Genomic DNA, 26,728 nt, shown 5'->3' with positions numbered 1-26,728 from the left:
TAGGCCAGGACGCCCCAGCCGGAGCCCTGGGTGGTGGCCGCGGCCTTGGTGAGCTGGGCCTTGAACCCGGCGAAGGAGCCGAAGGACTCGGTGATCGCGTCGGCCAGTTCGCCCACGCCGTCCTGGGCGAGCGGCTCGCCGCCGCCGTCGCCCGTCATGTTCTGCCAGTAGATCGAGTGCAGGATGTGCCCGGAGAGATGGAAGGCCAGGTTCTTCTCCAGGCCGTTGATCGAGCCCCAGGTCTCCTTGTCGCGCGCCTCGGCGAGCTGCTCCAGCGTGTCGTTGGCGCCCTTCACATAGGCCGCGTGGTGCTTGTCGTGGTGCAGCTCGATGATCTCGGGGCTGATGACCGGCGCGAGCGCCGAGTAGTCGTACGGCAGTTCAGGCAGCGTGTAGATCGGCATGTCCAACGCCCTTCGCGTTATTGCGAACAATGTGCATCTGCACGCTAACAGCAGAAGGGGCGGGGTGCCGATCATGCCTTGGACCTAGGTCCGGCGACGGGGGACGGCGTCGGTATGCTCGCCGCGATGTCCAGCGACAAGAACACCCCGGCGCCCCGCTCCCCCCGGCACGTCTACGAGAAGGACGGCGCGGCCATCTACCGCCAGTCCTTCGCCACCATCCGCGCCGAGGCGGACCTGACCGGTCTGCCCGCCGACGTCGCCCAGGTGGCGGTCCGGATGATCCATGCCTGCGGGATGACCGATCTCGTGCGGGACATCGCGTACTCGCCCGGCGTGGTGGCCCGCGCGCGCGAGGCGCTGCGCGCCGGGGCGCCCGTCCTGTGCGACGTGCGGATGGTGGCCAGCGGCATCACCCGCGCCCGGCTGCCCGCGGACAACGAGGTGCTGTGCACCCTCTCCGACCCGGCCGTGCCCGCGCTCGCCGCCGAGTTGGGCACCACGCGCAGCGCCGCCGCGCTGGAGCTGTGGCGGGAGCGGCTGGCGGGTTCCGTGGTCGTGGTCGGCAACGCGCCCACGGCCCTGTTCCGGCTGCTGGAGCTGGTCGAGGAGGGCGCGGGGCGGCCCGCCGCCGTCATCGGGGTGCCGGTGGGGTTCGTCGGGGCCGCCGAGTCCAAGGAGGCGCTGGCCGCGCATCCGTCGGGCCTGGAGCACCTGGTGGTGCGCGGGCGCCGGGGCGGCAGCGCGATCGCCGCCGCCGCGGTCAACGCGATCGCGAGCGAGACCGAGTGACCCGTCCCCTGACCGGCGTACGGGCGCGCCGCCGCGCTCAGCGGCCGGTGCCCGTGCCACCGCCGCGGCCTGCGGCACGGGCGGACAGCTCCCCGATCCAGCGGGCGGCCTCCTCCGGTCCCGGCACGGCCGGGACGCCCTCGGGCGCGGCCGGGCGCCGGACGACGACCACCGGCAGCCCGGCCTCACGGGCGGCCGTGAGCTTGGGCGCGGTGGCCGCTCCCCCGCTGTCCTTCGTCACGACGACGTCGACGCGGTGGCGGCGCAGCAGGGCGCGCTCCCCCTCCAGGGTGAAGGGCCCGCGGTCGAGCAGGACGTCCATGCGCTGCGGGTGCGGGGGTTCGGGCGCGTCGACCGAGCGCACCAGGAACCACAGGTCGTCCAGGTGCGCGAAGGCGGGGAGGCCCAGCCGCCCGGTGGTGAGGAACACCCGCCGGCCGAGTGCGGGCAGCAGTGCCGCCGCCGCCTCCAGCGAGGCGGCGTCGTGCCAGCGGTCGCCCGCGCCGGGGCGCCAGCCGGGGCGGCGCAGCGCGAGCAGGGGGACGGCGGCGTCGGCCGCGGCACGGGCGGCGTGGCGGCTGATCGTCCCGGCGAAGGGGTGGGTGGCGTCGACGAGCGCGCCGACCGCGTGCGCGCGCAGCCAGGCCGTCAGCCCCCCGGGCCCGCCGAAGCCGCCGAGGCGGACCTCGCCCGGCGGCAGCCGGGGCGCGGCGACCCGCCCGGCCAGGGAACTGGTCGTGCGCACCCCGGGGGTGCCGTGCAGCAGTTCGGCCAGGCGGCGGGCCTCGGCGGTGCCGCCGAGGATCAGTACGTGCATGGCGTCGCAGGTTACCGGCCGCCCGGGGCCCGGTGCGCCGCGCGGCACCCCGGTCCTCTCAGCACGGCCGCGTCACGACTTCTGCGCCACGGTCCGCAGGTACGCGCCGAGCCGGGCCACGGCGGACGGGTTGCGCGGGCTCTCCACCAGGTCGACGTAGTCGAGGACGAAGATCCGCCGGTTCTTCACGGCGGACACGTCGCGCAGCGGGGCGTAGGAGAGCAGGAACTTCTTCTTCTGCTCGGCGCTGACGTCGCCGTAGTCGCAGATGACGATGACATCGGGGTCGCGGTCGACGACGCTCTCCCAGCCGACGGTGGTCCAGGAGTCCGCGGCGTCGTGCATGACGTTGACGCCGCCGGCCTCGGTGATGATCTGTTCCGGCGCGGCGTAGCGGCCCGCGGTGAACGGCTGGTCCTGGCCGCTGTCGTAGAGGAAGACCTTGGGCCTCTCGGCGCCCTGCGGGGCCTGGGCGCGGACGTCGGCGATCTGCTTCCGGTAGTCGGCGATCAGCCGCGCCGCGCGCTGTTCGACGCCGAAGAGCCGGCCGAGGTTGGTGAGGTCGGCGTAGAGGGCGTCGAGCGGCGGCATGATGCCGCGGGAGGTCTTGGAGCGGCCGTTGTGGCAGGACTCGGTGAGGATGTAGGAGGGGATGCCGAGTTTCTTCAGGGAGTCGGGGGTGAAGCCGCCGTCCTCGCGGAAGCCGTAGTTCCAGCCGGCGAAGACGAGGTCGGCGCGGGCGTCGAGGACGTTCTCCTTGGTGAGCTGGTCCTTGGAGAGCCACTTCACCTTGCGGTAGGCGTCCTTGTAGGGCACGGCGTCCAGGTCGCCCTTGTCGTCGGGCATGGCGTAACCGGCCATGCGGTCCTCCAGGCCGAGGGCGAACATCAGCTCGGTGATGCCGACGTCGTTGGTGACGACGCGCTCGGGCACCTTGTCGTAGGTGACGGGCGTACCGCAGTTGGTGAGGGTGACGGCCGTGGCGGACGCGGAGGCTCCGGCGGCCGGGGCCTTCTCTACGTGGGCGCCGCAGCCGGTGGCGGTGGCGGTGAGCGCCGCGGCGAGGCACAGGGCGGCGGCGGGCAGGGTGCGCATGGGCGGGGGTCCTCAGGTGGTGGGCGGGAGCAGGTCGAACAGGAGCTGGACGGCGCCGGTCTCGGGGTGCCGCACACGGTGGGCGCGCACCCCGAACACCTCGGCGAGCAGGCCGGGGCGCAGGATGTCGTGGGGTGGCCCGTCGGCGACGATCCGGCCCCGGGAGATCACGTAGAGGACGTCGCAGTGGGCGGCGGCGAGGTTGAGGTCGTGCAGCGCGGCCAGCACGGTCAGGCCGCTCTCCCTGACCTGGGCGAGCAGGTCGAGCTGGTGGGCGATGTCGAGGTGGTTGGTGGGTTCGTCCAGGACCAGCACCCGGGGCTGCTGGGCGAGGGCGCGGGCCATCAGGACGCGCTGCCGTTCGCCGCCGGACAGGGCGAGGAAGCCGCGGTCGGCGAGGTCCGCGACGCCGGTGCGGGCCATGGCGTGCGCGCAGATCTCGCGGTCGCCCGCGGCGGTGCGGTCGCGGTGCGGGGTGCGGCCCATGGCGACGACCTCGGCCACCGTGTAGTCGAACTCGGCGCTCGACTCCTGGGGCAGCGCGGCCAGTACGCGCGCGGCGGCCGGCGGGCTCATCGCGTGCAGGTCCGCGCCGTCGAGCCGGACGGTGCCCGAGGCGGGCCGCAGCGCCCGGTACACGGTGCGCAGCAGGGTCGACTTGCCGCTGCCGTTGGGTCCGACGAGCCCGACGAACGCCCCGTCCGGCGCGGTGAGCCGGATGTCCTCGACCAGCCGGACACCGGCGGTCTCGACCGTCACGTCCTCGATGTCGACACGCATGCTCAGCGGCCTCCGAACGCGTAGCCGCCCCGCCGCATCAGCAGCAGGAACACGGGGACCCCGACCACGGCGGTGATCACTCCGACGGGGAGTTCGGCGGGGGCCAGCAGCAGCCGGGAGACCACGTCGGCCCAGACGAGCAGGACGGCTCCGGCCAGCGGTGCGACCACCAGCACCCTGCGGTGGTCGGCGCCGACCACCATGCGCACCACGTGCGGCACCATGAGGCCGACGAAGCCGATGGCGCCGCTGACGGCGACCACGGTCCCGGTGACGGCCGCGGTGACCACGAAGATCTCCCGGCGCAGCCGGCCGGGCGGGACGCCGAGCGCCGCCGCGGTCTCGTCGCCCATGGCCAGGGCGTTGAGCGCCTCGGCCCGCGCCCGCAGCCAGAGCCAGCCGGCCATGACGGTGCCCGCGGCCAGCGGCACCTGCGCCCAGGTGGCGCCGCCCAGGCTGCCCAGCAGCCACATCACGGCGGAGCGGGCCGCCTCGCCCCGGGCCGCGCCGAACACCATGACCATGGTGATCGCCTCGAAGCCGTACGCCAGGGCGGTTCCGGTCAGGACCAGCCGCAGCGGGGCGAGTCCGCGCGGTGAGCGGGCGACCGCGTAGACCAGGACCATGGCCGCCAGCGCGGAGCCGAAGGCGGACACCGACAGGGCCCAGACGCCGAGGCCGGCGAACGCGCCGAGCAGGATCACGGCGTTGGCGCCCACCGCCGCGCCCGAGGAGATGCCCAGCACGAACGGGTCGGCCAGCGCGTTGCGGACCATGGCCTGGACGGCGACGCCGACCGTGGCGAGTCCGGCGCCCACGATCGCGCCGAGCACGACGCGCGGCAGCCGGATCTCCCAGACGATGGTGTACGCGGCGGCGTCCCGGGCGGGCACGGTGCCGCCGGTGAGGCCGGCCCACAGATGGCGGAAGACGTCGGGCCAGGTGACCTGTGCGGCGCCGAGGCCGACGCCGCACACCAGGGAGACGATCAGGAGCAGCCCGAGGCCGAGGGCGAGCGGGGGCAGGGGTATCCGGCCGGGGGTCGTCCTTCGGCGCACGGTGCGGGCCGTCCTTCGGCTGGGCCGCCTGCCGGACGTCGAGCAGGAGACAGCCCTGCGGCCGTTCGGCCGCGGCCCCCTCTCGCAGTCCGCGGCGAGCAGTCATCGGGTCGCGCCACCCCCGGGCGATCGGGCTCGCGCGGCGGACCGCGAGGCCGTCGCGCACACCGTTGCGGGTCAGCGCCGGACTCTCACCGGACTTCCCCCGCGGGAGGCGAGGGGAGCCTAACAAAGGCAGCGAGGCGCTCCGGCAGCCGCCCCGGCCGGAGCCGCGGCCGACGCCCGTGCCGCGGGCCGCGGCTCCGATCGGGCGAATGCGGCGCGCCGGGCGACAACCCGGCAGGCGGTAAGGGGAGACGTACTGGCATGACTGTTACCGTGCAGGTCGACACCGGGCGTCCCGTGGCGACCCTCATCAACGTCTTCACCGTCTCCCCCGACCACCAGGACGAGCTGATCGCCCTGCTCGTCCGCGCCACCGAGGACACGATGCGGCACCAGCCGGGCTTCCTCCACGCGAACTTCCACGCCTCGCTCGACGGCGAACGCGTCGTCAACTACTGCCAGTGGGAGACCGAGGAGCACTACCGGGCCATGCTCGCCAACCCCGAGGCCCGCTTCCACATGGACCAGGCCGCGAAGATCGCCACGGATGTGCAGCCGCGCCTCTTCCAGGTCCGCTCGGCGCACTCGGCGGGCTGAGGACCACAAAGGGGCGGCGTCAGCCGTGCGCGGTGTCCGGCTCGTAGACCGCCAGGGCCCAGATGACGAACACGTCGATCGCCATCATGATCACGGACCAGACGGGCGCGTGCGGCAGGAAGAGGAACTGCGCCACCAGGCCCAGTGAGGCGAGCACGATGCCGATGGCGCGGGCCCAGGCCGACCCGGCGAGAATGCCGCAGCCCGCGAGGGCGGCGACGGCACCGAGGATCACCAGGAGCCAGCCCCAGCCGGTGAGGCTGAACTCGTAGATGTAGTCGCCCACTTGGGCGTACACATCGTTCTTGGCGATCGCCGCGATGCCCTGGAGGATCGCCAGGACGCCGTTGAGCAGCAGCAGGATACCCGCGAAGGCGGCACCTCCGGCGGCCCAGGCGGCGCGGCGGTCCGGGGGCGGTCCGTAGCCGCCCCCGGTCGGGGCGGAGTGGGGCTGGGCGGTCATGGTCGCGCTCCGTTCTCGGGGGGCGGGGCGGGTCCGGCTGCGGCGCTCGGGGGCGTCCCGCACTCCGTCACGCCACCGCCACCCTCACCCGGCATCCGTCCCCCGCACGAGCGGATGTAGCCCGTTGGAGGGAACGCCGCCCGGGACGGGCGCGATGGGCCGAACGGGCGAGCCGGGTGCGCGGGGTGTCCGCGCGGCGGCCGGGAGGGGCGGCGCGTCCGGGCCCCCGGGACGCGGCCCGCGCGGGGCCCGCGCGGGGCCCGCGCCGGAAAACCGGTCGTCGGACCGCTTATCGCCGGGGCTTGTGGCGCAGCCGCCGCCCCGCACGTCGGTTGACGGGTGACCATCGCTCCAACCTGCGCACATGACAGGTCACTTGACTTGATATGACACACGCTGTTGAATCTGATTCATCGACAAGTCGGCCTGGAGGGCGGAACACGCGATGGGGGACGACAGCACGGTCGGCATCATTCTGGCCGGTGGGCGGGGCGAACGGGCGAAGCCCATCACCCTCCAGTCCGCCGACTACATCCGCAGCAAGGCACTCATCCCGTTCGCCGGCAGGCCGCTCATCGAGTGGATCGTCGAGGCCTGCCGCGACCAGGGCATACGCCGTTTCTACGTAGTGGCGCAGGGGGTGGAGAACCGCAGCCAGATCAAGCTGGTGCTCGGGCACGGCGAGCGCTACGGAGTGGAGATCGACTACTCCCGGGCCCGCTTCGACCCGTACAACGTGGGCTCCGGCGCGGCCACCCTGCACAATCTGGAGCAGTGGAACCTCACGGGCACCGCGCTCGTCCTCCCCGTCGACTCGCTCTTCGAGTTCTCGCTGGACAAGCTGCTCGCCGCCCAGCGCGACTCCGACGCGGTGGTCACCGTGGCCGCCGTCTCCCGCACCCCCGAGGAGATCGCCGGCAAGTACGGCGTCATGCGCACCACCGCCGAGCGCCTGGTGTGCGGCTTCCTGGAGAAGCCCCGACTCCCCGTCATCGAGCGGGAGTTCCCCGAGATCACCCAGCCGCAGGGACCGCGCACCCTGGCCACCAACGCCGGGATGTACCTCATCGACTGCGCCCGGCTCCGGCTCGCCGCGCGCACCCCCGAACTCATCCGGCTCGCCCAGCAGCGCCTGGACTGGGGCAACGACCTGCTGCCGCGCCTGGTCGGCCTCGGCCACCGGGTGGCCGTCGAACCCATCGCGCGCCTGGGCGACCTCGGCAACATCCGCGACTACCTGGGCACCATCGGCGACGCGCTCGGCGGCCTCTACCCGCAGCTGGACCGCGCCCTGGGCACCCCGGCCAGCACCGAGCCCCGGTACTGGATCCACGAGTCCAGCCTGCGCTCCAAGGACCACATCACCGGCACCACGCTCGCCCAGAAGATCGCCGAGGGCAGTGTCGTCATCGGCCCCGGCGTGCGCATCGGCCGGCACGTCGAGATCGGCGCGGGCGTGCGGCTGCGCGGCACGGACGTCGGCGACGGCGTCGACCTGCACGAGGGCGCCCAGGTCGAGGGCAGCGTGCTCGGGGACTCCGCCGTCATCGGCGCGTACGCGCACATCAGCGACTCCTACGTCGGCCCGATGGTGCAGGTGCGCTCCGACGCCCGCACCCCGGTACGCCTCGAAGCCCTCTCCGCCGTGGGCGACGGCGCCCAACTCTGGTCGGGCACCCGCCTGTCGGGCGTCAGCGTCTATCCGCGGCTGCGCGTGCCGGCCGTCTCGGGAGTGCCCAGCGGCACCCAGCTCACCAGCTCGGACGACATCTTGCGGTGGGTGTGAACCACACCCACCGCTCCCCCTCAGGAGAGCCCACGTGAACACTGCCATCGCCGTGATCGGCGGCACCGGCCGGGTCGGCCGGATCGTCACCCGCAAGCTCCTCGACCGCGGGGAGAGCGTCCGGGTCATCGGCCGCAGCAAACAGCGCGCCCAGCGCCATCTGCCGCCCCGGGCCCAGTTCTTCCTCGGTGACGTCCGCGACCCCGCGTCCCTGACCGTCCCGCTGCGCGACTGCTCGGCCGTCGTCTACACCGTGGAGCCCGGCACCGACACCACCGGACCCGACAGCCCGCGGAGCACCCTGCACTCCGGGGTGCTCAACACCCTGGACGCGCTGCTGCGCCAGGACGGTTTCGGACGCGCCCAGTTCGTGCTGGTCAGCCAGCGGCACGTGACCCGCCCCGAGCATCCGATGAACGCCTACGGGCGGATGCTCGACTGGCGGCTGGCCGGGGAGAACGCGGTCCGCGCCTCCGGCCTCGACTACACGATCGTGCGTCCCGGCTGGCTGACCGACCGCTCCGAGCTGGCCGACGACGGCCGCGTGCACCTGGAGCAGGGCGACCGCAGGGACGGCTACGTCGCCCTCCAGGACGTCGCCGAGGCCTGCGTCCAGGCCCTGTACTGCCCGTCCGCCAAGGGACTCACCTTCGAGATGCGGGGCGGCGCGGGCAGCGCCCCCGGCGACTGGGAGGAACTGTTCGCCGGGCTCAGCGTGGACGAGAGCGCCCCGCTGCGCGCCCTGGCCTGAGCCCGCTCACCGACCCGGCCCCCGTACGCCCCACCTGTCACGAAAACGGAGACCACCATGACCGAGGCGCCGCAGATCTCCGCGGGACGTCCCCAGCCTCTGGGTTCCACCGTCGTCGACGGCGGAGTGAACTTCTCCGTCTTCTCGGAACACGCCACCCGTGTCGACCTGCTGCTCTTCGACAAGTGCGACGACCCGCAGCCCTCACGGACCATCCACCTGCACCCGGACAAGCACCGCAGCTTCCACTTCTGGCACTGCCATGTCGCCGGGATCGGCGCCGGACAGGTCTACGCGTACCGGATGGACGGGCCGCGCGACACCAAGCGCACCGGCGCCCGCTTCGACCACCGCAAGGTGCTGCTCGACCCGTACGCCCGCGCCAACATCAACTCCCGCTGGAACCGCACCCTCGCGATCGGCCTCCAGGACAACGTCGAGACGTGCATGCGCAGCCTGGTCGTCGATCTGGACGACTACGACTGGGAGGGCGACCAGCCGCTGCGCACGCCGATGGAGGACACGGTCATCTACGAGATGCACGTGCGCGGTCTGACGGCGTCGCCCACGTCACGGGCGGCCGCCCCGGGGACGTTCTCCGCGGTCGTCGAGAAGATCCCGCACCTCAAGCGCCTCGGGGTGACGGCCGTGGAGCTGCTGCCCGTCTTCGACTTCGACGAGACGCACGTCCTGCGCACCGGGCCGGACGGCACCCCGCTGCACAACTACTGGGGCTACGACCCGTACGGCTTCTTCGCTCCGCACACCGGCTACTGCACCTCGCCCCATCTGAACACCCACATAGCGGAGTTCAGGGACATGGTGAAGGCGCTGCACCTGGCCGGCATCGAGGTGATCCTCGACGTCGTCTTCAACCACACCAGCGAGGGCAACGAGTTCGGCCCGACCATCAGCTTCCGCGGCCAGGCCAACGAGGCGTACTACCACCTGTGGCCGCAGGACCGCACCCACTACATGGACTTCACCGGGTGCGGCAACGCGGTCAACGCCAACCACCCCTTCGTCGCCAAGTTCATCATCGAGTCCCTGGAGTACTGGGTCACCGAGCACCACATCGACGGCTTCCGCTTCGACCTCGCCTCCGAGCTGTCGCGCGGCGACCAGGGCTACGAGATGGCGGTGCCGCCGGTGCTGTGGGCGATCGAGCTGTCCAAGGTGCTCGCCGAGACGAAGATCATCGCCGAGCCGTGGGACGGCGGCGGCCTCTACCAGGTGGGCCGCTTCCCCGGGAAGCGCTGGGCCCAGTGGAACGGCCCGTTCCGTGACGACGTACGGCGCTTCGTGCGCGGCGACGCCGGGGTCGTCGGCGACCTCGCCAAGCGGCTCGGCGGCTCCGAGGACCTGTTCGGACCGCAGAAGGAACTGCCCACCAACAGCATCAACTTCATCACCTGTCACGACGGCTTCACCCTCAACGACCTGGTGAGCTACGACCACAAGCACAACTACGCCAACGGCGAGGCAGACACCGACGGCGCGGGCGAGAACTACAGCTGGAACTGCGGGGCCGAGGGCCCCAGCGACGACCCCGAGGTGGAGCGCCTGCGGGTGCGGCAGATCAAGAACCTGCTGTCCGTGCTGATGCTCAGCAGGGGCGTGCCGATGCTGCTCGCGGGCGACGAGTTCCGCAACAGCCAGAGCGGCAACAACAACGCGTACTGCCAGGACAACCCGACGTCCTGGCTCGACTGGGACCAGGCCGAGAAGGAGGAGGAGACCTTCGAGTTCGTGCGGCGGCTGATCGGGCTGCGCCGCCGCTACCGCACCTTCCGCGCGCCCCACTTCTACACCGGGCGGCTCAACTCCCGCCAGCTGCCGGACATCACCTGGCACGGCACCCGGCTGGAGCAGCCCGGCTGGGAGGACACCAACGCCCGCGTCCTGGCCTGCACGCTCGGCGGGTTCGACGGCGATCCCGACCTGCATCTCATCCTGAACATGTACCACTTGGGCCTTGACTTCGAACTGCCGCGGATTCGCGGCCACCGCTGGCACCGCGTCCTGGACACCGCCCAGGCCGGCCCGCGCGACCTGCTTCCGGCCGGCCATGAGGAGCCCCACGACGACCACACCTTCCATGCCCACGGCCGCAGCGTCGTGCTGCTCGCGGCCCTGTCTGACGCGAAGGACTATCCCCGATGAGTGGATCCGCAGCACGTCGCCGCACGTTCTCCGACACGCTCGCCGGTTACGTCACCTACTTCAGCCCCACCGGCCGCCGGTTCGGTCTGCGCACCTCGGACGACCGTGAGTTCACCGTCCATCTGCCCCGCAACGTCGCCTCGCGCATCGTGCGCAACCTCGGCGACCCCTACCGCGACACCACCGAAGCCACCCTGGACATGCTCGCCGAGGGCCGCTACGTCTTCGCGTACGGCATCTGCTACGAGTGGGAGCACGGCGAGCGGTTCGAGGCCAAGGAGATCACCTTCCCCGAGGAGCACCGCGGCGCCTATGTCTTCGAGCACCCGGCGTGGTGGGTGCAGCAGGCCGCGGCCATCGCCGACTTCTATCTGCGCGGCCACTTCCCCGACGGTGTCTGCGACTGGCGCAGGTTCCGCACCAACCTCACCCTGCACGGCACGCATCTGCCCGACTTCGACGGCGCGGACGTGCGCCAGGAGACCGACACCATCTCCCGGCTGGTCTACGGCCTGTCGACCGCCTACCTGCTGACCGGCGAGGACCGGTTCCTGGACGCGGCCGAGTCGGGCACGGAGTATCTGCGCGAGCACATGCGGGTCGCCGACGCCCGCGACGGGTTCGCCTACTGGTACCACGGCATCGACGTCACCCCGGGCGGCCAGCGCAAGGTCTACGCCTCGGAGTTCGGCGACGACGTCGACGCCATCCCGATGTACGAGCAGATCTACGCGCTCGCCGGTCCGACCCAGACGTACCGGATCACCGGCGACCCGCGGATCCTGGAGGACATCGACCGCACGGTCGCCCTGTTCGAGCAGTTCTTCCGGGACCGGGAGCAGGGCGGGTTCTTCTCGCACCTGGACCCGATCACGCTGGACCCGCACGCCGACGCGCTCGGTCCCAACCGCTCGCGCAAGAACTGGAACTCGATCGGCGACCACGCCCCGGCCTACCTGATCAACGCGTATCTGGCCACCGGGCGCGCGGACTTCGCGCGGCTGCTGGAGGAGACCGCCGACACCATCGTGGAGCGCTTCCCCGACGAGCCGAACAGCCCGTTCGTGCAGGAGCGGTTCCACGCCGACTGGTCGCCCGACCGCACCTGGGGCTGGCAGCAGGACCGGGCCGTCGTCGGCCACAACCTCAAGATCGCCTGGAACCTGACCCGGATCAAGGCCCTGTTCGACAAGGACGGTTACGGGGCGCTCGCCGAGCGCATCGGCCAGATCATGCCCGCGGTCGGCAGCGACCAGTTGCGCGGCGGCTGGTACGACGTGGTCGAGCGCAAGGCCGACCCGGACAGCGGGATGCACCGCATGGTGTGGCACGACCGCAAGGCGTGGTGGCAGCAGGAGCAGGCGATCCTCGCCTATCTGATCCTGGCCGGCACCACCAGCGACCCGGAGCATCTGCGCCTGGCCCGTGAGGCCGCCTCGTTCCACAACGCCTTCTTCCTCGACAACGACGACGGCGGCGTGTACTTCAACGTGCAGGCCAACGGCATCCCGTACCTGCTCGGCACCGAGCGCCTCAAGGGCAGCCACTCCATGGCCGGTTACCACTCGCTGGAGCTGTGCTACCTGGCCGCGACCTACACCGGTCTGCTCATCACCGACGACACGCTCACCCTGCACTTCCGGCCGCGCCCGGACGACCTGCCCGAGCGGGTCCTGCGGGTGGCGCCCGATCTGCTGCCCGCCGGTTCGGTGGAGCTGACCGGGGTGTGGGTGGACGGCGTCCCGCACCACAACTTCGACGCCAAGGAGCTGACCGTCCGGCTGCCCGAGGGCGCCGAACCGGTGCGGGTGCGCGTCGAGCTGGAGGCCGCGCAGATGCGGCTGCGGATGCGCACCGAGTTCGACGGCGACACCGCGCACGTGCGCTGCTCCGGCGTGATCGACACCGCGGAGCTGGAGAAGTTCCGCCGCATCCTGGCCGAGGTGATGGCCGCCGAGCCGCAGCGCGTGGAGTTCCATCTGTGCGAGGTCACCGCAATGAGCCGGCCCGCCATCAACGAACTCCTCTTCCAGCGCACCAAGGCCGGGCTCGACGCCGACTTCGTCATCGTCGGCTGCGCCCTGCCCGACGTCGCGGACGCCCTGCTCGCCACCGACGCCTTCCTCCTGGAGGGCGGGGACGCGTGCGCCCATGACTGAATCCCCGACCATCCGACCTGTTCCGCACCACCCCGGGAGCACTGTGTCCTCTCCGACTCCCCTCGATGCGCCCGCCGCGCTGTCCTTCCAGGCGTACTGCGGCGATCTCTTCCGTGAACTGGCCCGCTCCGACCAGCGGCGCTGGGGCGAGGTCTATCTGCGCGGCCTGCTGTCCGTGCCGGGCCGCAAGACCCCCACCCGGATCTCCGAGCACGTGCTCGGGCGGCCCGCCGTGCAGCAGCTCCAGCAGTTCGTGCACCAGAGCCCGTGGGAGTGCGCCCCGGTGCGGCGCCAGACGGCGCTGCGCCTGGCCAACGCGTTCGCCGTGGACGCCTGGTCGGTGGACGAGGTCGTCTTCGTCAAGAACGGCGACCGCTCGGTGGGCGTGGCCCGGCAGTACGCCCCGTCCCAGGAGCGCACCGTCAACTGCCAGCTCGCCTGCGCCGTCTCGCTGGTCGGCGCCGGCGGCGGGCTGCCGGTGAACTGGCGGCTGCTGCTCCCGCCCCGCTGGGACCGGGACGAGCAGTTACGCCGGGCCGCGCACCTGCCCGCGCACGAGCAGTCCAGGCCGCGCTGGCGCTATGTGCTGGAGGCCGTCGACGAGATGACCGAGGAGTGGCTGCTGGACCCGCGGCCGGTGCTCGCCGACTGGCGCCACGAGTCCGAGACCGATCCGCTGCTGAGCGGTCTGGAGGCGCGGGGCCTCGGCTATCTCGTCCAGGTCTCCCCGCGTACCGCCGTCACCATGCCGCGCCCGCACTCGGCGCTGCCCGCGGTGCGCGGCACGGTCGCCGACCTGGCCGCGCACGTGGCCCGGCGCACCGAGCGCACCCCGGTGAGCTGGCAGGACCGCACGAGCGAGCGCCGGTACCGCACGCAGTTCCTGTCCACGCCCGCGCTGCTGTGCGGGCGGCCGGCCACCGGCCGGACCGCGCCCGCGCACCGGCCGGGACCGCGCCATCTGGTCACGGACTGGCCGTTCGGGCGGCCCGAGCCGCGCGCGTACTGGCTGACGAACCTGCCGGCCCGGCGGCTGGCGGAGGCGCTGCCGCTGGCGCAGCTGCGCTCCCTGGCCGGTACGGGCCTGCGGCGGCTGCACGAGGACTTCGGGCTCGGTGACTTCGAGGGCCGTTCGTTCCGCGGCTGGCACCACCATGTGACGCTGGCGTCGGCCGCGCTCGGCTACGCGTCGCTGCGGGCGGCGGCGCCGCGGCCCGCGCGGGTGCTCAGCGGCTCCGCGGTCTGAGCCGAGCGGCCCCGAGCGGTCCGAGCGGTCCGGGCGGTCCGAGCGGTCCGCGAGTGCTGCTCCGCGCGGCACACAGCCCCTGTCCGGTGGCGGTCCGACCGCCACCGGACAGGCGTGCGCGGAGCTACGGCGTCGCTCGCGGCGCCGGGGACACCGCCGCCGTCCCGGTGCGGGCGGCCGTCGTCGCCCCGGCCCCGGAGCGGCTCCTGGCCCAGCCGACCTTGGTCCAGTCGATGTCGCCGAGTCCGGGGATCCCGTAGTTGGCCAGGCCCGCGCGGACCGCCATCAGCTGCGGGCGCTGGTACAGCTCGATGTCATGGCCCAGGCGCCAGATCTCGGCGTCCGCCCGGTTGTACAGCTCGGTGGCGCGCCGTGTGTCGAGGGTGCCGGCGGCCTGGCGCAGCAGTGTGTCGACGGTGGCGTCACCGACCCTGCCGTAGTTGAGCAACGAGGCGCCGTCGTGCGGCTGTTCGTAGATCGACAGGACGCCGCTCGGGTAGGTGAGGCCGACGAAGCGGAACATGGCCAGGTCGAAGTTGCCGTGGTTCAGGTACTTCGCGGTGTAGTCGTTCGCGGGCACCTTGACGATGTCGACCTTGATCCCGGCCTGGCCGAGCATCGACTGGACGAGCTGCGAGAGGTCGAGGCCGAGGCGGGTGGTGGCCGTGCTGACGACGAACCGGAGCCGCAGCGTCCTGCCGTTCTTGGTGCGCGGCTCGCCCGGCCCGTGCTGCTTCCAGCCGGCCCGGTCCAGGATGCGGCGGGCCTCGGCGAGGTCGTGGGTGCCCCAGGTGGCGGAGTGGTCGGCGTAGCCGGGCTGGTTGACCATGAAGATGTGGTTGCCGAGCAGCGGGACGCCCACCGGCAGTCCCTTGGCGGCGACGTCCGCGAGCGCCTGCCGGTCGACGGCCCGCTGGACGGCGTGCCGGACGTCGATGTCGGTCAGCGGCCCGGCGGCGCCGTTCAGCGCCACATGCACCTCGTCCCAGGAGGACCCGATCCGGATCTCGCTGTCCCCGGCGTCCTTCAGTTGCGCGTAGTCCTCGGCGGTACCGGCGTTGACGGCATCGATCTCGCCGTTGCGGTAGGCCTGGAGGGCGGCGCCGGGCAGCAGGGTGCGCAGCACGATCCTGTCGAGCCGGGGCCGGGTGCCCCACCACGCGGGGTCGCGCACGACGGTGGCGGTCTCGGTGGTGTCGTCGAGCGAGGCGACCTTGAACGGTCCGGCGCTGACCGGGATCCGGTCGATCCAGCCCTGGTTGAACCGGTCGGGGGTGCCGATGGCGGAGGCCGGGTACAGCGGGGTGAACAGCCGCTGCCAGTCGGTGTAGGGGGTGCGGAAGACTACCTTCACCTCGTGCGCGCCGTCGCCGCCCGCGCCCGCGCTCACCGAGGCGATCTGGTCGTAGCCGGTCGGGTCGGCGATGTGGTAGCGGCTGTCGCCGCGGCCGATGGCCCGCCACTGGGCGGCGAAGTCCGCCGCTCCCACGGGCCGGCCGTCGGACCAGCGGGCCTTGGGGTTGAGCCGGTAGAGCACGGTCTGCGGCGAGGTGTCGGTGATCTTCGCCGACAGGAGGTAGTCGGTGTCGCGGTGCGGTACTCCCCTGGCGTCGCGCCGGAAGAGGCCGGGCTCCACGAGCTGGGCGAGCTGTGAGACGCCGTCGGTGGCGCCGTCGACCTGGTGGTAGTTGAGCTGGGTGGGCCAGGCGGAGATGCCGAGGGTGAGCGTTCCGCCGTCACGCAGTCCGGTCACGGGTGCGGCGCCGATGCTCTGGGAGCCGTAGGCCGCCGCCGCGGAGCGCTGTCCGTCGGGTGGGCCGCCGGATCCGCTGCATCCCGCGAGCACGGTCGTCACGAGCAGTCCGAGAACGGCTCCGATGCTGCGTAATCGGCTCACATGTCCCCCCTGGACAAGGCAAAAGATCACCAAAAGATGCGAACTGACCTACGAATAGAGCGCGTTGAATCTACCATCGACGTGTATCGCGCTCATGAACTGTGACCGCCGCCCGCCCCCACCGAGGAGACTCATGGCCGGCCGTGCGCTCTGGCGCATCACCCACAGCGCGGCCCTCCTCCTCGTCTCGGTTCTCGTGTCGTACGTGGTGGCCTCGGCCGCGCTCAGTCCGCGCGCCCACTTCGAGAACCGCACCCCCCGTCCGCCCGCCTCGGCGGTCGACCACCAGCTCGCCGCGCTCGGCCTGGACGACGGCACTCCGGTCCTCCTCCGGTTCGGGCACTGGTCCTGGCGGGCGCTCCACGGCGACCTGGGACGGACCATCGACGGGGAGCCGGTGAACGCGGAGTTCGGGCGGCGCGTCGGTGTCTCGGTGCGGCTGCTGCTGGCCGGGACGGTGGTGGGGACCGGGCTCGGGGTGCTCGCGGGCGTATGGGCCGCGGTCCGCAGGGGCCGCCTGCCCGACCGGGTGCTGACGGTGTTCTCCTTCCTCGTCCTGTCCGTCCCCACGTTCGTGCTGGCACTGCTCCTCAAGGACGGCGCGCTCTCCTTCAACGACAGCGTCGGACACACGGTGATCCGTTACACCGGCGAGGCGACGCCCGGCCGCCGGGGCGCCTGGCCGTCCGGGCTGACCGACCGGGCGTCCCATCTGGTGCTCCCGGCCGCCACGGTGGCGCTCGGCGCCATCGCCTCCTACAGCCGCTACCAGCGGGCGGCGACCCTGGACGTGCTCGCCGCCGACCATCTGCGCACCGCGCAGGCCAAGGGCCTCACGCCCGGCCGGGCGCTGCTGCGCCACGGGCTGCGGGTGTCGCTGGTCCCGATGACGACGTTCTTCTCGTTCGGCTTCCTCGCCCTGTTCACCGGTTCGGTCTTCGCGGAGCAGATCTACTGCTGGCCGGGCGTGGGCAGCTGGTTCCTGGCGGCCGCGCAGGAGGGCGACGTCAACTCGGTCGTCGCGGTCTGCCTGTTCTCGGCCGTGACGGTGCTGCTCGCCGGGCTGCTCGCCGACGCGCTGCTGCTGGTGCTCGACCCGCGGGTGCGCCGGTGAGAATCCTCCCGTCGCGGCACGGGCCGGGCGCGCTGCTGGGCCTCGTACTGATCGCGCTGCTGTGCGCGTACGCGGCCGCCGGGCCGTACGTGTCTCCGTCCTCGCCCACCGACATCGACTACCGGGCGCTCAGCGCGCCGCCGGGCGCCCGGCACTGGTTCGGCACCAACCGGATCGGCCAGGACGTGTTCGCGCAGACCGCGCGCGGGCTCCAGAAGTCGCTGCTGATCGGGCTGTTCGTCGCGCTGGCGGGCACGGCCTTCGCGGCGGTGGCCGGCACCTGCGCCGGGTACTTCGGCGGCTGGACCGACCGGGCCGTCACCTTCCTGGTGGACCTGTTCCTGGTGGTCCCGGGCTTTCTCGTGCTGGTCGTGGTGGCGCCCGCGCTGCGCGGGGCGGGCTGGGTGGCCTACGCGGGGGCGCTGGCCGCGCTCGGCTGGATGCTCACGGCGCGGGCGGTCCGCGCGACGGCGCTCTCGCTGCGCGAGCGGCCCTATGTGACGGCGGCCCGGCACATGGGCGTCCACCCCCTGCGCATCGTCCGCCGCCACATCCTGCCGCACATGACCTCGTTCCTGATCACCCATGGAACGATCGCCACGGCCGGGGCGGTGATCAGCGAGGCGGGCCTGTCGTACTTCGGCTTCGGCGTCCAGCCGCCCGACGTGTCCCTGGGCACGCTGATCGCCGACAGCACGGAGGTCGCGCTCACCTATCCGTGGATGTTCTTCTTCCCCACCGGCATGCTGCTCTGCTTCGTCCTGGCGGTGAACCTCGTCGGCGAGGGGCTGCGCGACGCGCTCGACCCGAGGACCGCCCGCACCGAGGTCCCGGCATGAGTACGGTGCTCGAACTGAGCGGGCTGCACGTGGAGTTCGGGCCGGGCCGCCCCGCCCTGCGCGGTGTCGACCTGACCCTGGAGCGCGGCGAGGTGCTCGGCCTCGTCGGCGAGTCCGGCGCGGGCAAGACCCTCACCGCGCTGGCGGCGCTCGGGCTGCTGCCGCGCGAGGCGGCGGTGCGCGGTTCGGTGCGGCTGCTCGGCACCGAACTGGTCGGCCTCCCGGTGCGCGACCTGGCGCGGCTGCGCGGCCGACGGATCGCCATGGTGTTCCAGGACCCGCTGGCCGCGTTCACCCCGGTGCACCGGATCGGCGACCAGATCGGCGAGGTGCTGCGCATCCACGAACGGCCGCGCCCCACCCGGCGCTCGGCACGGCGGCGGGCCGTGGAACTGCTCACCGGGCTGCGCGTGCCCGAGCCGGAGCGGGTGGCGCGCGCCTATCCGCACGAACTCTCCGGCGGGCTGCGCCAGCGCGCCATGATCGCGATGGCGGTCGCGGGCCGGCCGGACGTCATCGTCGCCGACGAACCGACCAGTTCCCTGGACGTCAGTGTGCAGGCGGAGATCCTGACCGCGCTCCAGGACGCGCGGGCGGCGACCGGTGCGGCGCTGCTGCTGGTCAGCCATGACCTCGGGGTGGTGGCGGGCGCCGCCGACCGGGTGGCGGTGATGTACGCGGGGCGGGTGGTGGAGACGGCCCCGACGCGCGAGCTGTTCGCCGCGCCCCGGATGCCGTACACCGTGGGGCTGCTCGCCGCGGCCCCGCGCCTGGACGCGGCCCACGCGCTGACCCAGATACCGGGGACGCCCCCGCCGCCGGGGGAAGCCGTCGCGGGCTGCGCGTTCGCGCCGCGCTGCCCGGTGGCCGCCCCCGAATGCGCATGCATCGCCCCCGGGCTCGAACCGCTCGTGGAACAACGTGGTTCGGCCACGCATCTGGTGGCCTGTCTGCGCCCGCGTGTCACGGCCTCGCGCGGCGCGGCGGACCTCTATCCCGCCTCGCCCCCGCCCGCGCCCCGGCCCCGCTCCGCCGTCCCGGCCCTGCGGGTCACCGCCCTGCGCGCCGACCACCGCTCCCACCGCGCGGTCCACCACGTCGATCTGGAGGTCCGGCGCAGCGAGACCGTCGCGCTGGTCGGTGAGTCCGGCGCGGGCAAGTCGACGACGCTGGACCGGATCATCGCGCTCACCGCGCCCGAGTCGGGCCGCGTCGAGGTCCTGGGCCAGGACACGGCGGCGCTGACCCGGGCCGCTGCGCGGGGGCTGCGCGGCCGGGTGCAGCTCGTGCTCCAGGACTGCGCGGCGAGCCTGGACCCGCGGATGACCGTCGCGCGGATCGTCGCCGAGCCGATGGAGGCGCTGCGCACCCCGGCACCGCGGGTGGCCGCCCGCACCCGTGAGCTGCTGGCCCAGATGGAGCTGGACCCGGCGACCGCCGGACGCCGTCCGCACCAGCTCTCCGGGGGACAGCTCCAGCGGGTCGCCCTGGCCCGCGCGCTCGCGGTCCGTCCCGAACTGCTGCTGCTGGACGAGCCGGTGTCGGCGCTGGACGTGTCGGTGCAGGCCGGGATCATCGCCCTGCTGCGCCGGGTGACGTCGGCGCCGGGGAGTCCGGCGTGTCTGCTGGTCTCGCACGATCTCGCGGTCGTACGGCAGCTCGCGGACCGGGTGGTGGTGATGTACGGCGGGCGCACGGTGGAGTCCGGGACGGTCGGCGCGGTGTTCGACCGGCCCCGGCACCCCTACACCCGCGCACTGCTGTCGGCCGTGCCCGCGCCCGTGCCGCGCGCGGGCCCCGGCCGGACCGGGGGACCGGAGCCGACGGGGCTGCCGGGGCCGGCGGCGGTGGACGCCGATGTGTCGGCCGGCTGCGCCTTCCGCGGCCGCTGCCCCGTCCACCGGCGGCTGCCGCCGGAGCACCGTCTGCTGTGCGAGCGCGATCTGCCCGCGCCCGCGGAGGACGGCGCGGCCTGCCACTTCCCGTACCCGGACGAGGGGGCGCCCCTCCACGGCCGTACGGCCTCGAAGGGGCGCCCCCCGGCGCAGTGAGCCGTGGTGGGGGCGCTCAGCGCGCCGCCACGGCCTCCGCGTAGACCTCCATGGTGCGTTCGGCGGCCCGGTGCCACGAGAAGTGCTCCACGGCCCGCCGTCGGCCCGCGGCGCCGAACCGCCCGGCGCGCGCCGGGTCGGCGATCAGCTCGCCGATCGCGAGGCCGAGCTGCCCGGCGAACTTCTCCGGGTCGGCCGGTTCGCCGGTGGCGTCGGTCCTGGCCTCGAAGGGGACCAGCGTGCCGGTCTCCCCGTCGGCGACGACCTCGGGGATGCCTCCGACGGCCGACGCCACGACCGCCGTGCCGCAGGCCATCGCCTCCAGGTTCACGATGCCCATCGGCTCGTACACCGAGGGACACACGAACACCCGTGCGTGGGTCATCAGTTGGCGTACGGACGTGGGGTCCAGCATCCCGTCGACGCGGAACACCCCGTCGCGCACGGTGCGCAGTTCCTCGACGAGGACCGCCACCTCGGCGGCGATGCCCGGGGTGTCCGGCTGTCCGCAGCACAGCACGAGCTGCGCCTCGGGCGGCAGGCCGAACGCGGCGCGCAGCAGGTGCGGCAGCCCCTTCTGCCGGGTGACGCGGCCGACGAACAGCACATAGGGCCGCTCGGGGTCGATGCCGTGCCGGTGCAGCGCGTCGGTGCGCGGGTCGGCGCGGTACACGTCCGCGTCGATGCCGTTGTGGATGACCCGCACCCGGTCCGGCGAGACCTGCGGGTAGACCCGCAGGACGTCCTCGCGCATCGCCGCGGAGACGGCGACGACACGGTCGGCGGCGGTGACGGCCGTGCGCTCCATCCAGCTCGACAGCGCGTAGCCGCCCCCCAGTTGCTCGGCCTTCCAGGGCCGCAGCGGTTCCAGGCTGTGCATCGTCATGACATGGGCCGGCCCGTGCAGGGTCCGGGCGAGGTGGCCCGCCATGTTGGCGTACCAGGTGTGACTGTGCACGACTCCCGCACCGGCACAGTCCCGCGCCATGGCCAGGTCCGCGCCGAGGAACCCGAGGGCCGCGTCGGCCGCGGTGAGCCGGGTGTCGGTCGCGTAGGCCGTGACGCCGTTCTCCTGCCGGGGCTCGCCCAGGCAGCGCACTCGTACGTCCGTGAGCTCCCGCAGGCCGCGGGACAGCTCGGCCACGTGGACTCCCGCGCCGCCGTAGACGGCGGGCGGGTATTCGCGGGTGAGCAGGTCCACCCGGAGCGGCACCGGACCATCAGCAGCAGGTGCCCTCAATGGTCGCCTCCTTGCTGATCGGTTCCGACCGTCCGGGTCCGGCCGTCTCGGCGAAGCAGCCGACGGCCGCGACTCCCCCCACGCACAGGACAAGGAGGAGTGACAAAAGACTCTTCCGCATCTCGTAGCCCCCCAATCGTCACGCTCTCAGTCGAGTTGACACCCTGAGTCAAGTCTGAGTCACTTTTATAGTCAAGTAATAAGACGGCAAAGCTCGCTGGCCTTTACCGGCCAACTCCGGACTTGCCTAAGAAGCGGAGGACTTCTCAAAGAGCACTGGGCTTCGCAGAGTCACGCTGGTAACTTTGAGTTGTCACACACGCAGTCATGAACTCCGGAAGGAGTCCCCATGGATCACACCAAGGCGGAACGGGCAGAGGGCCTTGGGGGCCGCATAAGGACCCTTCGGATACGGCGCGGGCTCAAGCAGCAGGATCTGGCCTCGGCGGAAGCCTCCACGAGCTACATCTCGCTGATCGAGTCGGGCAAGCGCGTGCCGTCCTCTCCGGTGCTGGCCACCATCGCGGAGAAGCTCGGCACCTCCCCCGAGTACCTGCTGACCGGTATCGACGACCATCGCGCCGAGGAGTACCGGCTGAAGCTCGCCTTCGCCGAGATGGCGCTGCGCAACGGAGACAACGGTGAGGCCCTCCAGTCCTTCGGTGAACTGCTCTCCAACCGCTCCGCGCTGGACGGCTCCATGATCCGGCGCGCCCTCATCGGCCAGGCCGCCGCGCTGGAGAAGACGGGCCGCCTGGAGGCCGCCATCTCCGTCCTGGACGACCTGCACCGCGACCCCGCCATCGCCGTCGGCTCCGACGAGTGGTGCCGTATCGCGGTCGCCCTGTGCCGGTGCTACCGCGACGCCGGGGACATCGCGCTCAGCATCGACATCGGGGAACGGGCCGTGGCCCAGCTCGACGGGCTCGGCCTGGAGACGACGATGGACCACATCCAGCTCGGCGTCACCCTCATGGGCTCGTACCACACCCGGGGCGACCTGACCCGGGCCCAGCTCCTCGGCGAGCGGCTGCTGCCCGCGGCCGAGACCCAGGGCTCCCACGGGGCCCGGGGCGCCGTCTACTGGAACGCGGGCCTGGTGGCCGGCTCCCAGGGCCGGCTGAGCGAGGCCATCGCGCTGACCGAACGGGCGCTCGCGATGATGGCCGAGGGCGACAACGCGCGCCACGCGGCCATGCTCCGGATGAACTACGGCTCCATGCTGCTCCAGTTGGATCCGCCCCATCCCGAACGCGCCCTGGAGCTGCTGGAGTCGGCGCAGGAGGCGCTGGCCGAGGTCGGCAGCGCCAGCGAGCTGTCCCGCTGCGAACTGAACCTGGCCAACGCCGAGAAGCAGCTCGGCCACTGGGACGCGGCCGCCGCCCACGCCGAGCGCGCGCTCGGGCTGCTCGGCGCCGACTCCCGGGTGCTGTCCGCGCTGGCCCGGACGTACCTCGCCGAGATCCACCTGCTGCGCAACTCCCCCGACGAGGCCGTGCAGCACCTCCACTCGGCCGCCCGCCAGTTGCGGCAGCAGCCCGCCTCGCACGACGCCGCGCAGACCTGGCGCCACATCGGGGACCTGTGGCGCCAGGGCGGTGAGCAGGACGAGGCCCTGAAGGCCTACGACATGGCGCTCACCGCCGCGGGCCTGGCCCGCACCCGCGCCCCGGAGGCCGCGCTCATCGACCGGCGCTGACCACCACGTCCACCACCCGGTCCCGCAGCCGCCCCATCGCCGCGACCGTCCCCGCCTCCACGTTCACCCGGACGACGGGGCCGGTCCCCGGGGCACGCACGTTGAACCACGAGCCGTCGGGCAGTTCACCGGTCACCCCGTCCAGGTGGTCCAGCGCCGTGCCCCGCGCGGCGAAGTGCCGCACCACACGTTGCAGGGCGGCCAGCGGATCGGGCACCCGGACGTCGACGGGCCCCGAGGAGGCGTACCGGTCGTGCCGGGCCGCCAGCTCGGACAGCTCGCAGGCCGTGTCGCCGAGTTCGGCCAGCAGGTGCAGCGCGGCCAGCATGCCCGTGTCGGCGTACCAGAAGTCACGGAAGTAGTAGTGGCCGCAGTGCGCGCCGCCGAACGCCGCGTCCTGCTCGGCCATCAGCGCCTTGATGGCCGCCGGGCCGGTGCGCGAGCGCACCGGGATGCCGCCCGCCTCCTTGATGGCGTCGATGGCGGAGGTGGCGGTGACCAGGTCGTGGACCACGGCGGCGCCCGGCCGGCGGGCCAGTTCCCGCCCGGCCACCAGCGCGATCACCGCGGCGGGCGGCACCACGGCGCCGCGCTCGTCCACGGCGAGCAGCCGGTCGCCGTCCCCGTCGAAGGCAAGACCCACGTCGGCGCCCGACTCCCGTACCGCGTCCCGCAGCGCGCTCACGTCCGCGAGGTCCGGCGCGCCGAAGGGGAAGGTCCCGTCCAGCTCGAAGCGCAGCGGCACCAGTTCGATCGAGGGATGAGCGAGGACCAGGGGCGCCGTCAGCCCCGCCATCCCGTTCCCGGCGTCGACGACGACCTTCAGCGGGCGGATGTCCGAGAGGTCCACGAGCGAGCGCAGATGCGCGGCGTAGTCGTCCACGGCGCGGCCGGGCAGCACCGAGCCGGGGCGGTCGGTCAGCGGCGGGCGCGGCTCGCGCAGCCGGCGGCGCAGCAGTTCCAGGCCGGTGCCCTCGTCGAGGTCGGCGGCCCCGGCCCGGCACAGCCGGATCCCGTTGTACGCGGCGGGGGCGCGGCCCGCCGTGATCATGGCGCCGGGGACGCCCAGGCGGCCCGAGACGTAGTAGAGGCAGTCGGTGGAGCCGAGGCCCGCGTCCAGCACGTCGGCGCCCTGGTCCAGGACGCCCTGGGCGAACGCGTCGGCGAGCACCGGCGAGGACTGCCGCGCGTCGTGCGCGACGGCGACGGTGTCCGCGCCGGTCAGCTCGGTGAAGGCGGCACCGGCCCGGTAGGCGAGCCCGGGGTCGACCTCGGCCCGGAACAGGCCCCTGATGTCGTACGGGGTGACGATCCGGTCGTACAGGTCGTCCTCGGTTCCGGCGGGTTCAGTGGTCATCGAGGTCGTCCTCCTCAAGGTCGTGAGCGGCGCCCTCGGCCGGCTCCAGCCACACCACCGCGAGCGGCGGCAGGGTGAGGGCGGCACTGCGCGTCCGCCCGTGCCAGGGGGTCCGCCCGGCCCGGATCACCCGGTCGTTGCCCACCCCGCTGCCGCCGTACGCCTCGTCGTCGGTGTTCAGGACCTCCCGCCACACCGGGGCGTCCGGCAGCCCGACGCGGTAGCCGGTGCGCACGACGGGCGAGAAGTTGGCGACCACGGCGAGCGGGCGGCCCGCCCTGTCCCGGCGGACGAAGGACAGCACATTGGCCTCGGCGTGCGAGGCGTCGATCCAGGAGAAACCGGCCGGGTCGGAGTCCAGCTCCCACAGGGCGGGCGTGGCGCGGTAGCGGGCGTTGAGGTCGCCGACCAGGGTGCGCACGCCCCGGTGGTCGGCGTGCGAGGGCCAGCCCTCGTCGAGCACCCGCCACTGGGGGCCCGCGTCGTGGTCGAACTCCTCGCCCTGGGCGAACTCCTGTCCCATGAAGAGGAGTTGCTTGCCCGGGTGGGCCCACATGTAGGCGTACAGGGCGCGCAGGGTCGCGCGCCGCCGCCACCAGTCGCCCGGCAGCTTCGAGACCAGGGCGCCCTTGCCGTGCACGACCTCGTCGTGGGACAGCGGCAGCAGATAGTGCTCGCTGTGGGCGTACACCAGGGAGAAGGTGATCTCGTCGTGGTGCCAGGCGCGGTGGACCGGGTCGCGGGCGAGGTAGTCCAGCGTGTCGTGCATCCAGCCCAGGTTCCACTTGAGGTCGAAGCCGAGGCCGCCGAAGCCGTCGTCGCCGGTCTCGTAGGTGGGCCGGGTCACGCCGGGCCAGGCCGTGGACTCCTCGGCGATGGTCAGCGCGCCGGGCGCGGTGCGGCGCACGGTGTCGGTCAGTTCCTGGAGGAAGGCGACCGCGTCCAGATTCTGGTGGCCGCCGTGCTCGTTGGGGCTCCAGGCGCCGTCCGGGCGGGAGTAGTCGAGGTAGAGCATGGAGGCGACGGCGTCCACGCGCAGCGCGTCCACATGGAACTCCATGCACCAGTGGACGGCGCTGGCGACGAGGAAGTTGCGCACCTCGCGGCGCCCGTGGTCGAACTCCAGGGTGCCCCAGTCGGGGTGGTGCGCGCGGCGCGGGTCGGCCGGTTCGTACAGCGGTTCGCCGTCGAAGCGGGCCAGCGCGAAATCGTCCTTCGGGAAGTGCGCGGGCACCCAGTCGAGGATCACCCCGATGCCCGCCGCGTGCAGGGAGTCGATCAGGTACCGGAAGTCGTCGGGTCCGCCCAGCCGGGAGGTGGGCGCGAAGAAGCCGGTGACCTGGTAGCCCCAGGAGCCGCCGAAGGGGTACTCCATGACGGGCATGAACTCGACGTGGGTGAAGCCCAGTTCCGTCACGTACGCGGGCAGTTCCCCGGCGAGCTGCCGGTAGCCGAGGCCGGGCCGCCAGGACGGCAGGTGCACCTCGTACACGGACATCGGGCGGCCGTGGCAGTCCTCGCCGCCGCGGGTCGCCATCCAGGCGGCGTCGCCCCAGGCGTAGGCCGAGGTGTGCACGACGGAGGCGGTGGCGGGCGGTGTCTCGGCGGCGCGGGCCAGCGGGTCCGCCTTCTGGAGCAGGCGCCCGTCGCGGGTGTGGATCTCGTACTTGTAGCGGGTGCCCGCGCCGACGTCCGGCACGAACAGCTCCCACACGCCGCTGGCGCCGAGCGAGCGCATCGGGTGCTCGGCGCCCCAGCCGTTGAAGTCGCCGATGACGCGCACGCCCTGGGCGTTGGGCGCCCACACGGCGAAGGAGGTGCCGGTGACGCCGTCCAGGGTGCGCACATGGGAGCCGAGGACCCGCCACAGCAGTTCGTGGCGGCCCTCGGAGACGAGGTGCAGGTCGATGGCGCCGAGGGTGGGCGGGAAGCGGTAGCCGTCGTGGTGGATCCGCTCGACGCCGTCGTCGTACGTGACCAGGAGGTGGTGGTCGGCCGCCGTGCCGGGGAGGGTTCCGGTGAACAACCCGTCGCGCTCGTGGGTCAGCCGGGTCCGCTCGCCCGAGGGGCGGACGGCCACGACGGCGCGCGCCAGGGGCTTCAGGGCGCGCACGACGGTGTGGCCGTCGGCTGTGGGGTGGGCGCCGAGGAAGCTGTGCGGGTCGTGGTGGGCGCCGACGAGGATGCGGTCCAGGTCGGCGTCCGGGTGGGGGGCGGTCACGGGCAACGTCGCGGTCCTCTCGTGCGGGGTCCCGGCCCGCGCCGGGTCACGCTCCGGCGCGGGCGGGCACGGGTCGGGGGTGGTGCGGTCGAAG

Annotated in this window: 21 protein-coding genes; 11 read left to right on the top strand and 10 right to left on the bottom strand. The window is 73.0% G+C overall.

The features are described 5' to 3' along the window. Nucleotides 1-404: superoxide dismutase (locus tag ACWDYF_RS03535; protein WP_389463907.1), on the bottom strand; the 404-nt coding region annotated here is incomplete at its 3' end. A 126-nt stretch (nt 405-530) separates the two neighbouring features. Here ACWDYF_RS03535 and ACWDYF_RS03530 point away from each other — a divergent pair. Beyond that, the gene (locus ACWDYF_RS03530; protein ID WP_064537775.1) at nt 531-1,196 is read left to right on the top strand and encodes a precorrin-8X methylmutase; all 666 of its coding nucleotides are present in this window, start codon (nt 531-533) and stop codon (nt 1,194-1,196) included. Between the two features lie 37 nt (nt 1,197-1,233). On the opposite strand, the gene ACWDYF_RS03525 is transcribed toward ACWDYF_RS03530, so the two are convergent. From ACWDYF_RS03525 to ACWDYF_RS03510, 4 genes are all read right to left on the bottom strand, one after another. Next, entirely contained in the window at nt 1,234-2,013 is a 780-nt protein-coding gene (locus tag ACWDYF_RS03525) for a cobalt-precorrin-6A reductase (protein WP_389463904.1), read from the bottom strand. 72 nt (nt 2,014-2,085) lie between these two features. Beyond that, the gene (locus ACWDYF_RS03520; RefSeq protein WP_389463902.1) at nt 2,086-3,108 is read right to left on the bottom strand and encodes an ABC transporter substrate-binding protein; all 1,023 of its coding nucleotides are present in this window, start codon (nt 3,106-3,108) and stop codon (nt 2,086-2,088) included. 12 nt (nt 3,109-3,120) lie between these two features. Then, a complete protein-coding gene (locus ACWDYF_RS03515; RefSeq protein WP_389463900.1) occupies nt 3,121-3,888 on the bottom strand; it encodes an ABC transporter ATP-binding protein in 768 nt (255 codons plus the stop codon). Between the two features lie 2 nt (nt 3,889-3,890). Continuing rightward, nucleotides 3,891-4,919, bottom strand: a complete 1,029-nt coding sequence (locus ACWDYF_RS03510) for a FecCD family ABC transporter permease (RefSeq protein ID WP_389463933.1) — start codon at nt 4,917-4,919, stop codon at nt 3,891-3,893. A gap of 393 nt (nt 4,920-5,312) precedes the next feature. Here ACWDYF_RS03510 and ACWDYF_RS03505 point away from each other — a divergent pair, with 393 nt between their 5' ends. Further along, nucleotides 5,313-5,648: an antibiotic biosynthesis monooxygenase family protein gene (locus tag ACWDYF_RS03505; protein ID WP_389463898.1), complete on the top strand. Its 336-nt coding sequence runs from the start codon at nt 5,313-5,315 to the stop codon at nt 5,646-5,648. Between the two features lie 19 nt (nt 5,649-5,667). Here the strand turns inward: ACWDYF_RS03505 and ACWDYF_RS03500 are convergent, their stop codons facing one another. Beyond that, the gene (locus ACWDYF_RS03500) at nt 5,668-6,111 is read right to left on the bottom strand and encodes a DUF7144 family membrane protein (RefSeq protein ID WP_018568047.1); all 444 of its coding nucleotides are present in this window, start codon (nt 6,109-6,111) and stop codon (nt 5,668-5,670) included. Between the two features lie 445 nt (nt 6,112-6,556). Here ACWDYF_RS03500 and ACWDYF_RS03495 point away from each other — a divergent pair, with 445 nt between their 5' ends. The 5 genes from ACWDYF_RS03495 to ACWDYF_RS03475 are packed head-to-tail and all read left to right on the top strand — an operon-like array spanning nt 6,557 to nt 14,216. Continuing rightward, nucleotides 6,557-7,897, top strand: coding sequence for a sugar phosphate nucleotidyltransferase (locus tag ACWDYF_RS03495; protein ID WP_018568048.1), 1,341 nt, complete (start codon nt 6,557-6,559; stop codon nt 7,895-7,897). Nucleotides 7,898-7,931: 34 nt separating this feature from the next. Beyond that, nucleotides 7,932-8,648: an SDR family oxidoreductase gene (locus tag ACWDYF_RS03490; RefSeq protein WP_381744157.1), complete on the top strand. Its 717-nt coding sequence runs from the start codon at nt 7,932-7,934 to the stop codon at nt 8,646-8,648. 57 nt (nt 8,649-8,705) lie between these two features. After that, nucleotides 8,706-10,811: a glycogen debranching protein GlgX gene (glgX, locus tag ACWDYF_RS03485; RefSeq protein ID WP_389463894.1), complete on the top strand. Its 2,106-nt coding sequence runs from the start codon at nt 8,706-8,708 to the stop codon at nt 10,809-10,811. Then, the gene (locus tag ACWDYF_RS03480; RefSeq protein WP_381744155.1) at nt 10,808-12,970 is read left to right on the top strand and encodes an AGE family epimerase/isomerase; all 2,163 of its coding nucleotides are present in this window, start codon (nt 10,808-10,810) and stop codon (nt 12,968-12,970) included. The genes glgX and ACWDYF_RS03480 overlap by 4 nt, the downstream gene beginning before the upstream one ends. A 43-nt stretch (nt 12,971-13,013) precedes the next feature. Beyond that, nucleotides 13,014-14,216 (top strand): IS701 family transposase, encoded by a 1,203-nt coding sequence (locus ACWDYF_RS03475; RefSeq protein WP_381744154.1) that lies wholly within the window; start codon nt 13,014-13,016, stop codon nt 14,214-14,216. A gap of 124 nt (nt 14,217-14,340) precedes the next feature. Here ACWDYF_RS03475 and ACWDYF_RS03470 read toward each other — a convergent pair whose 3' ends face one another. Then, nucleotides 14,341-16,113, bottom strand: coding sequence for an ABC transporter family substrate-binding protein (locus ACWDYF_RS03470; RefSeq protein WP_389463891.1), 1,773 nt, complete (start codon nt 16,111-16,113; stop codon nt 14,341-14,343). Between the two features lie 133 nt (nt 16,114-16,246). Between ACWDYF_RS03470 and ACWDYF_RS03465 the strand changes: the two genes are divergently transcribed. Genes ACWDYF_RS03465 through ACWDYF_RS03455 form a run of 3 tightly spaced genes read left to right on the top strand, consistent with a single transcriptional unit; the run spans nt 16,247 to nt 20,117 of the window. Continuing rightward, nucleotides 16,247-17,227, top strand: a complete 981-nt coding sequence (locus tag ACWDYF_RS03465; protein WP_381744152.1) for an ABC transporter permease — start codon at nt 16,247-16,249, stop codon at nt 17,225-17,227. Then, on the top strand, nt 17,224-18,066 hold the full coding sequence (locus tag ACWDYF_RS03460; RefSeq protein ID WP_381744151.1) for an ABC transporter permease: 843 nt from the start codon (nt 17,224-17,226) through the stop codon (nt 18,064-18,066). The genes ACWDYF_RS03465 and ACWDYF_RS03460 overlap by 4 nt, the downstream gene beginning before the upstream one ends. After that, a complete protein-coding gene (locus tag ACWDYF_RS03455; RefSeq protein WP_389463888.1) occupies nt 18,063-20,117 on the top strand; it encodes an ABC transporter ATP-binding protein in 2,055 nt (684 codons plus the stop codon). Before ACWDYF_RS03460 ends, ACWDYF_RS03455 begins: the two co-directional genes overlap by 4 nt. Before the next feature lie 16 nt (nt 20,118-20,133). Here ACWDYF_RS03455 and glgA read toward each other — a convergent pair whose 3' ends face one another. After that, nucleotides 20,134-21,318: a glycogen synthase gene (glgA, locus tag ACWDYF_RS03450; RefSeq protein ID WP_389463931.1), complete on the bottom strand. Its 1,185-nt coding sequence runs from the start codon at nt 21,316-21,318 to the stop codon at nt 20,134-20,136. Between the two features lie 388 nt (nt 21,319-21,706). Here glgA and ACWDYF_RS03445 point away from each other — a divergent pair, with 388 nt between their 5' ends. Further along, nucleotides 21,707-23,056, top strand: a complete 1,350-nt coding sequence (locus tag ACWDYF_RS03445; RefSeq protein ID WP_381744149.1) for a helix-turn-helix domain-containing protein — start codon at nt 21,707-21,709, stop codon at nt 23,054-23,056. Here ACWDYF_RS03445 and manB read toward each other — a convergent pair. Both manB and glgB read right to left on the bottom strand, forming a co-directional pair. Then, the gene (manB, locus tag ACWDYF_RS03440; protein ID WP_381744148.1) at nt 23,040-24,413 is read right to left on the bottom strand and encodes a phosphohexomutase domain-containing protein; all 1,374 of its coding nucleotides are present in this window, start codon (nt 24,411-24,413) and stop codon (nt 23,040-23,042) included. The genes ACWDYF_RS03445 and manB overlap by 17 nt on opposite strands. Then, nucleotides 24,403-26,634 carry a 1,4-alpha-glucan branching protein GlgB gene (gene glgB, locus ACWDYF_RS03435; protein ID WP_389463884.1) on the bottom strand — a complete coding sequence of 744 codons (2,232 nt, stop codon included), beginning with the start codon at nt 26,632-26,634 and terminating at the stop codon, nt 24,403-24,405. Before glgB ends, manB begins: the two co-directional genes overlap by 11 nt. Between the last annotated feature and the right edge of the window lie 94 nt (nt 26,635-26,728).

The organism is Streptomyces sp. NPDC003284, from assembly GCF_053589675.1.
This window is presented reverse-complemented; position numbering and strand designations above follow the sequence as displayed.